The organism is Photorhabdus akhurstii (genome assembly GCF_019090985.1).
Lineage (GTDB): Bacteria > Pseudomonadota > Gammaproteobacteria > Enterobacterales > Enterobacteriaceae > Photorhabdus > Photorhabdus akhurstii.
Genome location: NZ_CP020335.1, coordinates 1,917,230 through 1,930,506 on the forward strand (window position 1 = coordinate 1,917,230; position 13,277 = coordinate 1,930,506).

Sequence of the window (13,277 nt, forward strand, 5' to 3'; positions counted from 1 at the left end):
CAGATCTTAACGGATAATACACGCCTTTTGCGACACCCTCTTTAGCGAGGGAATGTGCTGATTAAAACTAGCAGTTGAAAGTAGTATTCTGCTCAAAAAGTAGCTAAGATATTATTTGTACGGAAATTTGCCGGATAATTTTAGTCGAGGTCAATTATGGCTACTTCCACCGCGCGTTTTGAGGCGCGTATGAATCCTGAGCTACATGCCCTGATTAAACGGGCTGCTGAAATTCAAGGACGTACTATGACTGATTTTGTTGTGTCTGCTGCACAGGATGCGGCGCAACGCGCAATTGAGCAGTCAGAAGTATTCCGTTTGTCTCTGGCCGATCAGCAATGTTTTGCGCAGGCATTGCTGAATCCACCGGAACCTACTCCAGCGCTTGAACGTGCATTCGCACGGCGCCGCTCTTTGTTACGATCAGAATGAGTTCCACGATGTTTGATGTTATGCAACTCAACGAAGAACACGATCGTGATTCGTTCTACAGTGGTTCAGAATTTCTAAATGCAGTGCGATTTTACCGACATCATGGATTTATTGCTTTACCCGATTCGCCATTCACATTATTCCTTCCTCTCATAGCTGTAGATAAAAAAGGTAAAAAATAAGTGGTTCACTTGTAATAGCGCTGAATGAACAAGTTTATTGGCTATTTTTGCGATAGTTTTGTTCAACGTTTGAATAACCATTGCAGCAATGAAATGGGAATGGTACAACCGATATATCAGATTATTTATTGCTATCAATCATTGTTATTTCGTCAGAATAAGGTGAGGTAAATGAATCAGGTATATAATTTCAGTTCAGGTCCCGCTATGTTACCGATTGAAGTATTGCGTAGAGCTGAACAGGAGCTATGCAACTGGAATGGTATTGGGACTTCAATTATGGAGATCAGTCACCGCGGTAAGGAGTTTATCGCGGTAGCAAAGGAGGCTGAAAATGATTTGCGAGATCTATTATCAGTGCCTGAAAACTATAAAGTATTGTTCTGTCATGGCGGCGCCCGCGGTCAATTTGCCGCTATTCCGATGAACTTGCTGGGTGATAATGTTAAAGCCGATTATATTGATGGCGGTTATTGGGCTGCATGTGCAGTTAAAGAAGCCCAAAAATATTGTGCGCCGAATGTGATTAATATCAAAACCGAAATTAATGGCTTGAAAAGCGTTAAACCAATGCGTGAATGGTCATTGAGCGATGATGCGGCTTATGTTCATTATTGCCCGAATGAAACTATTGATGGTATCGCCATTCATGAACAGCCAGATTTTGATGATAATAAAGTGATTATTGCCGACTACTCTTCTTCTATTCTTTCCGGGCCGTTGGATGTTAGCCGTTACGGTATGATTTATGCGGGAGCGCAGAAGAATATTGGTCCTGCGGGCCTCACATTGGTTATTGTGCGTGAAGATTTATTAGGCAAAGCCCGCAAAGAAACCCCGTCTATTTTTGACTATGCTGTTCTGGCGGAGAATGACTCTATGTTCAACACACCGCCGACGTTTGCCTGGTATCTCTCGGGCTTGGTCTTCAAATGGCTGAAAGAGCAAGGCGGGGTACAAGAGATGGCGAAACGTAATCAGGCTAAGGCTGAACTGCTTTATAGCGCGATTGATAACAGTGATTTTTATCGCAACCAGGTTGCTCCTGAAAATCGTTCCCTGATGAATGTGCCGTTCCAGATGGCTGATGCTTCACTGGATAGCCAATTTCTGGCAGAGGCTGATGCACAAGGGTTGCAGGCACTGAAAGGACATCGGATTGCCGGCGGTATGCGTGCTTCTATTTATAATGCGATGCCGATAGAAGGGGTTCAGGCTTTAGTTGATTTTATGGCTGATTTTGAGCGTCGTAACGGCTAATTTGCCAACCATTACCGGGAACAACGGTTCCCGGTCTATTCAAGGTAAAAAAATATTTCCTCGAACGTAAAAATGACTCATTTATAATTAATGTAATCGAGAATCGGAGAGCCTGTTATTTATGCAATCCCTGATGCTACAACCTATTTCCTCCATTAGTGGAACTATTAACCTGCCAGGGTCAAAAAGTGTTTCTAACCGTGCGCTATTACTGGCGGCTTTTGCCAAAGGCACTACCTGCTTAACTAACTTGTTGGACAGTGATGATATTCGCCATATGCTCAATGCCTTGGCTGCATTGGGTGTCAGTTATCGTTTATCTGATGATCGTACCCGTTGTGAAGTTGACGGTATTGGTGGGTTAATTACCCATAAAGGGCCGGTAGAACTGTTTCTGGGTAACGCCGGCACGGCAATGCGTCCTCTAACCGCCGCGTTGTGCCTGGGCAAAAATGACGTTGTTCTTACTGGTGAACCCCGAATGAAAGAGCGCCCGATTGGTCACTTGGTGGATGCTTTGCGTCAAGGTGGGGCGGAAATTGATTATCTGGAGCAGGAAAATTATCCACCGTTACATATCAAAGGGGGTTTTGTTGGCGGCAAAGTGACGGTAGATGGCCGTGTTTCCAGCCAATTTCTGACCGCATTGCTGATGGCTGCGCCATTGGCAGAAAATGATTCTGAGATTCATATTCAGGGAGAATTGGTTTCCAAACCTTATATTGATATCACTCTGGCGTTGATGAAAAGTTTTGGTATTGGCGTAAATCACGATCAATATCAGATTTTCCATATTAAAGGCCAACAGCAATACGTTTCTCCTGGTCACTATTTGGTTGAAGGTGATGCTTCTTCTGCTTCCTATTTTCTGGCGGCCGCAGCAATTAAAGGCGGCACTGTACGGGTGACCGGAATTAGTAAACATAGCCTGCAAGGGGATACCAAATTTGCCAATGTACTGGAAAAAATGGGGGCGAAAATTCGTTGGGGTGATGACTTTGTTGAATGTGAACGTGGCACCCTTACTGGTATTGATATGGATATGAATGAGATCCCTGATGCTGCTATGACCATTGCAACCACGGCGTTGTTTGCGGCAGGGGAGACCGTCATTCGCAATATATACAACTGGCGGGTAAAAGAGACGGATCGGCTCCATGCGATGGCGACTGAATTACGTAAAGTCGGCGCAGAGGTGGAAGAGGGGGTTGATTACATTCGCATCACACCGCCACCAAGATTATTACCTGCTGAAATTGGCACCTATAATGATCACAGAATGGCGATGTGTTTCTCGTTGGTGGCGCTGTCCGATACACCAGTTACCATTCTCGATCCAGGTTGTACAGCAAAGACTTTTCCCAACTATTTCGATCAATTGGAGAGATTAAGCCAGCGAAAGTCATAATTATCGATTATTATGATTCAATAAAGCGTATTTCTTTGAGCAAAATCTATCTACATGGCATGCGCTTATTTCGTTCACTCTTTGAGTGCATATAATAAACGGCAGATATTGATTATTTTATTGAGTAAATATTCAGCATCTGGTGAAGTGTTAACTTGCCATGCTAAAGGAGAACAATAATGGTGGCGATAGCCCCAGTAATAACTGTTGATGGGCCAAGCGGCGCAGGTAAAGGAACGCTATGCCAGGCATTGGCAGAGGCTTTAGGCTGGCAACTGCTTGATTCAGGCGCTATTTATCGAGTGTTGGCACTGGCCGCGATTCATCATCAGGTGGATATCCAGTCTGAAGATGCGTTAGTTCCTCTGGCTGCTAATCTTGATGTACGTTTTGTCCCTGGCAAAGGGAAGCTCAGTGTAATGCTTGAGGGCGAGGATGTTAGTAATGAGATCCGCACCGAAACGGTCGGTAATACTGCCTCTCAGGCGGCTGCTTTCCCACGAGTTCGTGAAGCCTTGTTACGGCGTCAGCGTGCTTTTCGGGTTGCACCGGGCTTGATTGCCGATGGCCGTGATATGGGAACCGTAGTGTTTTCTGATGCCCCGGTGAAAATATTCCTTGATGCCAGCGCAGAAGAACGCGCGCGCAGACGTATGCTACAGTTGCAGGAAAAAGGCTTTAGTGTTAACTTTGAATGTCTTTTGTCCGAGATACAGGAGCGTGATTACCGCGATCGTAACCGGACAGTTGCGCCATTAGCGCCGGCTGAAGATGCATTAATATTGGATTCAACCAGTATGTCTATCGAGGAAGTTATCGACCAGGCGCTAAATTATGCGAAAAAAATTCTTTCAATTACCTGAACGATTTTAAGTTTTTAGCTTATAATTGGTGACGATGTACTAAAAATTGGGTACGCGGGTAGAGAATTTTTCCGCAAACTAAACAACCCTGTTACAGGAATCGTAGCGGGGCATGTAAAACAACCCCATTCGGCGGGAAGCTAAATGGACGTTAAATTAAAATCTTGAAGATCATTAACATGACAGAATCTTTTGCTCAACTCTTTGAAGAATCCCTGCAATCTATTGAAACTCGTCCAGGTGCTATCGTTCGCGGCATCGTTGTTGCTATTGATAAAGACGTTGTATTAGTTGATGCAGGTCTGAAATCAGAATCCGCTATTCCTGTAGAACAGTTTAAAAATGTTCAGGGTGAGCTGGAAATCCAGGTTGGTGATGAAATTGATGTTGCGCTAGACGCTGTTGAAGATGGTTTCGGTGAAACTGTTCTGTCTCGTGAGAAAGCAAAACGCCATGAAGCGTGGCTGATGCTGGAAAAAGCTTACGAAGATGCAGAAACTGTTACCGGCATCATCAACGGCAAAGTAAAAGGCGGTTTTACTGTTGAACTGAACGGTATCCGTGCATTCCTGCCTGGTTCTCTGGTTGATGTTCGTCCAGTTCGTGATACAACTCACCTGGAAGGTAAAGAGCTTGAGTTTAAAGTCATCAAACTGGATCAGAAACGCAACAATGTCGTGGTTTCTCGTCGTGCTGTTATCGAATCTGAAAACAGCGCAGAACGTGACCAACTGCTGGAAAACCTGCAAGAAGGTATGGAAGTTAAAGGTATCGTTAAGAACCTCACTGACTACGGCGCATTTGTTGATTTGGGCGGCGTTGATGGCTTGCTGCACATTACTGATATGGCTTGGAAACGCGTTAAGCATCCAAGTGAAATCGTCAATGTGGGCGACGAAATCGCAGTTAAGGTACTGAAATTTGACCGCGAGCGTACCCGCGTATCTCTGGGCCTGAAACAACTGGGCGAAGATCCTTGGGTAGCAATCGCTAAGCGTTATCCAGAAGGCACTAAACTGACTGGTCGCGTAACTAACCTGACTGATTACGGCTGCTTCGTAGAAATCGAAGAAGGCGTTGAAGGTCTGGTACACGTTTCAGAAATGGATTGGACCAACAAAAACATCCACCCATCCAAAGTGGTTAACGTTGGTGACGTTGTGGAAGTTATGGTTCTGGATATCGACGAAGAACGTCGTCGTATCTCCCTGGGTCTGAAACAGTGTAAAGCTAACCCTTGGCAGTTGTTTGCTGAAACTCACAACAAAAATGACCGTGTTGAAGGTAAGATCAAGTCTATTACTGACTTCGGTATCTTCATTGGTCTGGATGGCGGCATTGATGGTCTGGTTCACCTGTCTGACATCTCCTGGAACGTCGCTGGAGAAGAAGCAGTTCGTGAATACAAAAAAGGCGATGAAATCGCGGCTGTTGTTTTGCAAGTAGATGCAGAACGTGAGCGTATCTCTCTGGGCATTAAACAACTGGCAGAAGATCCATTCAATAACTACCTGTCTGTGAACAAGAAAGGCGCTATTGTTAATGGTAAAGTTACCGCGGTTGATGCTAAAGGTGCGACAGTAGAACTAGCTGACGGCGTTGAAGGTTACCTGCGTGCATCAGAAGCTTCTCGTGACCGTGTTGAAGATGCAACACTGGTTCTGAACGTGGGTGATGCAGTTGAAGCTAAATATACTGGCGTTGATCGCAAAAACCGCGTTATCAACCTGTCTGTTCGCGCGAAAGACGAAGCTGACGAAAAAGACGCTATCGCTTCTGTGAACAAACAAGAAGACGCAAACTTTGCAAACAATGCAATGGCTGAAGCTTTCAAAGCAGCGAAAGGCGAATAATTCAAGTGAATAACGGTGGATAACACGTAAGTGTTATCCAAGTGCGGTAGTTTAGGGAGGTACTCATGACCAAGTCTGAATTAATTGAAAGACTTGCTGGCCAGCAATCTCATATTTCGGCCAAAACCGTTGAAGATGCAGTGAAAGAAATACTCGACCATATGGCAATAACATTGGCAGATGGCGAACGTATAGAGGTGCGCGGATTCGGCAGTTTTTCTCTTCACTACCGTGCTCCGCGCGTAGGTCGTAACCCTAAAACCGGTGATAAAGTGGAGCTGGAAGGTAAATACGTTCCCCATTTTAAACCTGGCAAAGAGTTGCGTGATCGCGTGAATATCTACGATTAAGTTTGAAGATAACAAGTTATTGCTTATTCTAAACGGTGTTTCGATGCTGTTTTAGATTCATAACAAAGTGCTGGCCTTTTGGTCAGCACTTTTTTGATCTAATCAAGGCTCATATAAAAAGAGCTAACTTTTATACTGAGAAAACCTTCCCCATAATCCTGTCAATTTGACGTTGTGTCCCCTGTCCCCGGTCCTGTGTCCTCAGAAATCACTTGCATGCGAAACCAAGACTGAACCGGTAAATAACTTTGGTAGGATGGCGATATATCAGGTTCCGTTATCTCCTGCTCCGGTAACGGTATCAAAACCTGAACAGTCTCCGCAGGATAACAAACATCCACCCAAACCGGATAAATCGCAGGATAAAAAATTACCGTGGTATAAACGGTGGCTTAGCGGCAGCAAAGATAAAGCGGAAGCTGCTGCTATCGCTGTGGCTGCAACTACTCGTGGCGCTATAGCAGATAGTGAAGCGTTGGTAATGCGTTACATCGGTGGCGGCATTACCAGCGCCGGGCGCTGGCTGGCGGTACCAAATCCGTTGACAGTCGGATTAATGGGGATGTTTTATTCATCCGGATTAAATGAAGGCGAAGAAGATTACTTAAACCAGCATCATCTTAGTGAAATTGCAGAACAGTTTGGTAAAGCGCCGACCCGTATTCGTTTTCGCTGGATAAGAGATGAAAGAAGCGGCAGGATAACGGTTCAGGGGTATCATGTCAGTCCGGAAAGTGGCCTGGATAAAGTGCCGGTTCGTATGATGAAACTGAATCAGGCCACCGGTAATTACGAGTTCTGGGAACAGGGAGAAAATCGGCCAACGATTCTATGGACACCAAGCGAACAGGAATTCAAGGTTCCACCGCATACCGGGAATGAGGAACAGCCGTTTATTCCGTCTCAGATAACGGTATTACCGATTCCAGATAAAGTGGGTAGCGATATTGAATCGTTGCCCATATCGGAAGAGAAGGATTTCCGCGATTATATTCTGGTATTTCCAGCCAATTTAGGTATTAAACCGATCTATGTGATGTTTCATACCCCTCGAAATTAACCGAGAGTGGTCACTGGTCGAGGACAAAAAGTTGAAGGTAATTGGTTAAGTCTTGCAGGACAAGATATGGGCGCACCGATTCCCAGTCAGATAGCGGATAAGTTGCAAGGGAGGACATTTAATAACTTCGATGATTTCAGAAGGGCGTTTTGGAAAGAGGTTGGTAATGATCCTGAGTTTTCTAAACAATTTAAAAGAACCAATCAAGAAGATATGAAAAACGGTTTGTCTCCTTATTCACCTAAGTTAGAGCAAGTAGGTAGTAGATAAAAATATGAAATACATCATGTTCAGTTTATTAAAGACGATGGCTCTGTTTATGGACTCGATAATCTGCGAGTAATAACTCCGAAGCGACATATTGAAATTCATTCTAATAAAGAGGAAAAATAGGATGGAATTAAAAAGTAAGTTAGAAGAATATACTGAAACGGAGTTTTTAGAATTAATTAGCATGATCTTTGAGGGGAAATATCCTTCTGAGGCAGAGCACGATGCAATCGTAAACAATATTGTGAGAGTCTCAGAATATCCTGGAGGTACAGATTTATTGTATTATCCTGAAGATGGCATTGAAGATAGCCCAGAAGGTGTGCTTAAAGTAGTAAAAGAATGGCGAGCCATAAATGGTAAACCGGGCTTTAAAGAATAACCAGCCTGGTACTTGGTACCGACATTACTGATGGAAAGAGGACCTTAGTATTGCTTTCCCCCTGGTACCCCCATATTATAAAACTAGATTTTGTTGTGGAGTTAATGGCATGAAACCATCAATAGCCTTAGCTGCTAATCGGGAGGCCATCCGTCGCGTAGTGGAGTCTCATCGAGCCCGTAATGCCCGTGTTTTCGGGTCTGTTATACACGGTGATGACACTGAGGACAGTGACTTGGACATCCTGATTGACCCGACGCCGGAAACCACTCTTTTTGACATTGGCGCGATCCGGCACGAGTTGTTGCAACTGCTCGGTGTGCCAGTGGATGTGCTGACCCCGAAGGCACTACCAGAGAAATTCAGGGCGGTTGTTCTTGCCGAGGCGGTGCCTGTATGAGCCGTGATCAGCAGCGCCTTGTCGACTATCTGGCGCACATCCTCGAAGCCATCAAGCGTATCGACAGCTACACGGAAGACATGGACGAACTGGCGTTCCTTAACAACCGGTTGGTACAGGATGCCGTGATTCGCAACTTCGAGATCATCGGCGAGGCCAGTAACAACATTGGGAAACATTATCCCGATTTCGCCATTGCTAACCCTGAATTGCCATTGTCGTTTGCTTACCAGATGCGTAATGCTTTGGCTCATGGCTACTTCAAGGTGGATCTTGAGATTGTCTGGAAAACGATCCACAGTGCTCTACCGGGGCTTTACCAGCAAATTCTAGAATTAATGCCTAAGGATTCCCACGAAATTTCGTTTGACTAAAAACGTTATTGGACCCTCAGGCATAGCATTTCCTGACTTAAGAAAATTTCAGATTAAATAATGTTATTGAATATGAAAAGAAATAAATTCCAAGCATAATGAGAATTACACCGCTGGTGTAATTAATAAACTTGATAACACGGTGACTGAGCATTTTCCTGGAGAAGAATATCACAGTATTAATAAAGGCAACCCAAACAATAACGCCAATAATTGTCCCTGTTGCACCGATAGCTAAACTATATTTACCTGATGCAATATTGTTCAGTTGTGCACTGACAGACAGCCAGAAAATAACATTATATGGATTTAATAGTGTTAACAATATACCATCAAAAAATTGCCTATGATAGGGTTTGGAGATGATATTGATATTTTCCTCATTTTTCTTATTTATGAAGCTGGTAATACCAAACCAAATGACCATTAATGCCCCTAAAAAACCCAAAATAGGCATGAAAATAGTATTGGAAAACAATTGCAATATACCAAAACCTAAGAGTAATAAATAAATTATATCGGCAAAACAGGCGCCTAAACCAAAAACTACTGCGTGAAGACAACTGATATTCAAGTGTCTACGCATAATTTCGATATTTATAGGGCCAACGGGAGCCGCAGCTCCCAATCCTAAAAGAAAAAATGTTCCTAATGTACTGATTACATCAACCATATAATTAATTCCATAACATGAGATGTTTATTTAGTGATAATCCAATGAAGCTTTGTAATGATATTCTGCACCCCTCGGGAAAACTACGAATAGCATGGGGTTTTCTGGTGTTTATTATGATCAAATCTCCTTGTTCTGGTTTAATAAGGACAGATGGCGGAAGCGTGCCTCGCCAATCATTTTCTGCATTATCTTCGATTAACTCAGTAATGGGGATTTCAGGAACATCCCACAGCTCTAGCTCTCCTCCAGTTGCAGGCATGCTTATATAGATATTCACTGAGAATTGCCCCAACAAATTGACCGATTGTTGTTGAAGGCCATCAAAATGAGGTTGCTTTTCAACCATAAAAGAGCGTTCTGGCCTGTTCATCACTCTGGCAATACCCGCATGCATCTTTTTACCTTCAAAGTTGGCAATACTGGCCCCGGCGTACCATATTTCATCCAATTCTAAACGAAATTTATCGAAAGGGGCTAACATTGGCGCACAGAAATTTCTGACGTTTCTGATGGCGGGTAACGCATTTTCAAAGTATTTTTTATAGCTATCGCTATCTTTGGATTTACCAAAAGTTGTATTGTAAGATGGACCAATTCTATCAACACCGTAATCAACTAAAACAACTTCATCTCCTTTTTTCAAATCATGAGGATGACATTCTAGATTTTCGTGGGAGAGGAAAAAATCAGAGAGCTTGTTTGCAAGAGAGCTATCAACATATTTCTTTATATGGATTGCTAACACTTCATCATTAAATAATTTAGTAAGATGATGTTCTTGCAGAGAGTCAGATACAATTATTTTGTTTTTCATAAAAACCACCTTATTGTATTTAACATGATTTCTTGATTGTTTTCCATATAAAAACAGAATGGAAATATTAATTTAATATTATTTAAATTTAATCAATGCGACCTTAATCACAAAACAAGAAGTGAACAATCATTTAAGTAGTTTCATTAATTGAGTGTTCAATAGCTTAGGTAATGTCTGGTAATAGTGATTTTCATTATTTTACATGTGATTGAGTTAATTTTTTTATTAATTTATATGCTTGGTTAATAATTTCAAGAATGAATTTAATATTTAATTATAATAATAAGTGAATAATGTAACTTATCGTGAGTTTCTAATGGCTTAGAATGTTTATTTATGTCTGTAATGGGAATGCAGACGAAACCTCACGAAATATTTTATTTGATATCAGTATCGCAATGTTGCATTTGCTATCAATATAACATTTGGTGGGTAATTAGCAGGTGGCAGTTTCTGTATTTGCGAAGCTGTTCGCATATATTTTTGAAAAGATTATTAGCCTGGAATTAATCTGCGAAGGTGTTTGATAATTTTTCTTGTGCTTCTGGCTGCATTGTAAAAAATAAGGAATACTCTGCTGGGAAAATAAAAGGGTAAGGATGAATAAGGATGTGGTTTTCAGTTTTGATAAACAAGATAACGACAAATTGGAAACAACCTATACCAATCATTAGCGTGAATCAGGCTGCAATAGCTATTATTATCGGTATTGTACCCCTGCTTTTTCTGCCTGAGTTACCACAGAAATGGCAGATTATTACATTGTTATTACTGGCGCTATTCTGCTTATTCTTGCCATTTTGTCTTTGCCGGATGGTTTCAATTTCATTACTGGCATTTCTTATTGGGTGCTGGCAGGGAAATCATCTGCTCGAACAGATAATCTATTTTAGTGAGAAAGTGCATTTATCTCGAGTTATTATTGAAAGCTTATCATTAGATAATGAAGAGCAAGGCAGGATTATTCTGCGTATTATTGAGAATGAAAACAGAGTTGTTTTTCCGCCACTGTATGTTTCCGCTTCTTGGGATATTTCGCCCGAATCTCTGTGTGCTGGTCAAGAATGGCTGTTGAAAATGAAATTGCGACCGGTTCATAGTCAGCTAAATCAGGGGGGATATGATAGCCAGCGTAGGGCATTAGCTATCCGCCGACCTTTAACAGGGAAAGTCATTCATGCTGAATTAATTGATGGGGAATGTAACTTACGTCAGCGATTAGTCAGTCATATTGCACCGGATATTCGTGAATTGAGGCATAGTGGTATTGCGATGGCATTAGCATTCGGAGAGCGTCGGTGGTTAAGTAGGGAGGATAATTTATTATTGCAACAAACAGGTACGGCTCACCTTATGGCTATTTCCGGGTTGCATATTACTGTTGCCAGTATGTTTGGTTGGTGGATGGCAAGATTATTACAACTCTTTTTTCCCGTGCATTGGATAGGGCACAGATTTCCATTGATTACTGGTTGGATAGTGGCAATAAATTATGTCTGGTTATCGGGTTGGGGCATTCCGGCTATTCGTGCATTACTGGGTTTAACGCTCTGGCTATATTTACGTTACAAAAATATTCTCTGTTTCCCTTGGCAGTGGGCATTATGGACAGCCGCAATGATTCTCTTATTTGATCCCTTGACTGTGCTTTCTGATAGCTTCTGGCTCTCTTTCTTTGCTGTGATGGCGCTAATGTTCTGGTTCTTTTGGGCGCCGTTGATTGAGCCATTTCGTTATGGTTGGAAATGGATATGGCTGCGTGGGTTATATATGCAAATGGGTATGATGCTGATGCTTATTCCTCTCCAGCTATTATTATTTCATGGCGTCAATTTTTCTGCTTTATTGGCTAACTTTTGGGCCGTGCCAATCATCTCTTTTATTACTGTTCCGTTGATTATGCTGGCATTAATAAGCAATTTTTGTTCCTTTATTCACGCTTTATTATGGCAATTAGTCGATTACTCTGTAACCTTCTCTTTAATTCCTTTGCCAGTTTTGCAACAGTCATGGAGTGAAACTGGCCGTTTTCCCTTTTTAATAACGTTTATTGGTTGGTTTTTTGTCATTATTTGGCGATTTGCTTGGTGGCAATCATATAAGTTACTGATTGTTATTTCTTTGGGGATAATGCTCTGCTATTTGAGGCGCAATGAAGAATATCTGTGGCGATTTTCTATGCTGGACGTTGGGCATGGTCTTGCGGTTATCATTGAAAAAGATGGCAAGGCGCTGATTTTTGATACCGGTAATCGTTGGGAAACCGGCAGTATGGCTGAAAGAGTGATTGTCCCTTATTTGCGTTGGCATCGATTAACGCCAGAGCAGATTATTATCAGTCATGATCATCTTGACCATACGGGTGGGTTAGAATTCTTACAACAAAAATATCCTGGTATTGCTGTGAGAAGTTCTTTAATCAATCAGCGACATCTTCCATGTATACGCGGTGAACAGTGGCGCTGGCAAGGGTTGAGCTTCCATGTATTATGGCCGCCGGTAAGATCATTACACGCAGGTAATGACGAATCCTGTGTCATTCGGGTAGATGATGGCAAACATAGCTTACTTTTGACCGGAGATCTGGAAAAACAAGGGGAATATAAGCTATTGGGAATGGAAAAAGAGAATTTAAAATCGACCATATTGCAAGTTCCACATCATGGTAGTAATACGTCATCTACAGCCGCTTTTATTCATACCGTCTCACCACAATATGCACTGGCCTCTGTTGCACGTTATAGCCCGTGGCGACTCCCTTCGGTTAAGGTGCAGCGACGTTATCGTAAAACCGGGGCAGAATGGCGTAGTACCGCAGTATCCGGGCAGATAACGGGTTATTTTTATGGCGATCATGTTGAAATGATGAGCTATAGGCAACAAATTATGTCACGTTGGTATCATCAGTGGTTTGGTATTCGTGGTGATCATGAGTAGAATAACCCGCTAT

Annotated in this window: 12 protein-coding genes and 1 pseudogene; 11 read left to right on the top strand and 2 right to left on the bottom strand. The window is 42.5% G+C overall.

Annotated elements, in window-relative coordinates; all coding sequences use genetic code 11:
- Positions 1-156 precede the first annotated feature (156 nt).
- The 10 genes and pseudogenes from B0X70_RS08330 (at position 157) to B0X70_RS08375 (ending at position 8,834) form a co-directional block, all read left to right on the top strand.
- The gene (locus tag B0X70_RS08330) at positions 157-432 is read left to right on the top strand and encodes a type II toxin-antitoxin system TacA family antitoxin (protein ID WP_036781182.1); all 276 of its coding nucleotides are present in this window, start codon (positions 157-159) and stop codon (positions 430-432) included.
- A 353-nt stretch (positions 433-785) separates the two neighbouring features.
- The gene (gene serC / locus B0X70_RS08335) at positions 786-1,874 is read left to right on the top strand and encodes a 3-phosphoserine/phosphohydroxythreonine transaminase (RefSeq protein WP_036781176.1); all 1,089 of its coding nucleotides are present in this window, start codon (positions 786-788) and stop codon (positions 1,872-1,874) included.
- Positions 1,875-1,995: 121 nt separating this feature from the next.
- Positions 1,996-3,282, top strand: coding sequence for a 3-phosphoshikimate 1-carboxyvinyltransferase (gene aroA / locus B0X70_RS08340; RefSeq protein WP_217471282.1), 1,287 nt, complete (start codon positions 1,996-1,998; stop codon positions 3,280-3,282).
- Positions 3,283-3,461: 179 nt separating this feature from the next.
- On the top strand, positions 3,462-4,145 hold the full coding sequence (gene cmk / locus B0X70_RS08345) for a (d)CMP kinase (RefSeq protein WP_040149167.1): 684 nt from the start codon (positions 3,462-3,464) through the stop codon (positions 4,143-4,145).
- 179 nt (positions 4,146-4,324) lie between these two features.
- Positions 4,325-5,998: a 30S ribosomal protein S1 gene (gene rpsA, locus B0X70_RS08350; RefSeq protein WP_036781169.1), complete on the top strand. Its 1,674-nt coding sequence runs from the start codon at positions 4,325-4,327 to the stop codon at positions 5,996-5,998.
- A gap of 65 nt (positions 5,999-6,063) precedes the next feature.
- A complete protein-coding gene (gene ihfB / locus B0X70_RS08355; protein WP_011145915.1) occupies positions 6,064-6,348 on the top strand; it encodes an integration host factor subunit beta in 285 nt (94 codons plus the stop codon).
- 223 nt (positions 6,349-6,571) lie between these two features.
- A pseudogene (locus B0X70_RS25080) lies at positions 6,572-7,801 on the top strand (S-type pyocin domain-containing protein); the annotation flags it as partial.
- A 1-nt stretch (position 7,802) separates the two neighbouring features.
- A complete protein-coding gene (locus tag B0X70_RS08365; protein ID WP_217471283.1) occupies positions 7,803-8,060 on the top strand; it encodes a bacteriocin immunity protein in 258 nt (85 codons plus the stop codon).
- Between the two features lie 109 nt (positions 8,061-8,169).
- Complete coding sequence (locus B0X70_RS08370; RefSeq protein WP_036806788.1) at positions 8,170-8,460, top strand: nucleotidyltransferase family protein; 291 nt, start codon at positions 8,170-8,172, stop codon at positions 8,458-8,460.
- Positions 8,457-8,834 carry a HepT-like ribonuclease domain-containing protein gene (locus B0X70_RS08375; protein WP_036806791.1) on the top strand — a complete coding sequence of 126 codons (378 nt, stop codon included), beginning with the start codon at positions 8,457-8,459 and terminating at the stop codon, positions 8,832-8,834. The genes B0X70_RS08370 and B0X70_RS08375 overlap by 4 nt, the downstream gene beginning before the upstream one ends.
- A gap of 37 nt (positions 8,835-8,871) precedes the next feature.
- On the opposite strand, the gene B0X70_RS08380 is transcribed toward B0X70_RS08375, so the two are convergent.
- Positions 8,872-9,507, bottom strand: coding sequence for a LysE family translocator (locus B0X70_RS08380; protein WP_046396718.1), 636 nt, complete (start codon positions 9,505-9,507; stop codon positions 8,872-8,874).
- A gap of 4 nt (positions 9,508-9,511) precedes the next feature.
- On the bottom strand, positions 9,512-10,324 hold the full coding sequence (locus B0X70_RS08385) for a 2OG-Fe(II) oxygenase (protein ID WP_217471284.1): 813 nt from the start codon (positions 10,322-10,324) through the stop codon (positions 9,512-9,514).
- A gap of 612 nt (positions 10,325-10,936) precedes the next feature.
- Between B0X70_RS08385 and B0X70_RS08390 the strand changes: the two genes are divergently transcribed.
- Positions 10,937-13,264, top strand: a complete 2,328-nt coding sequence (locus B0X70_RS08390) for a ComEC family protein (RefSeq protein WP_217471285.1) — start codon at positions 10,937-10,939, stop codon at positions 13,262-13,264.
- Positions 13,265-13,277: the final 13 nt, after the last annotated feature.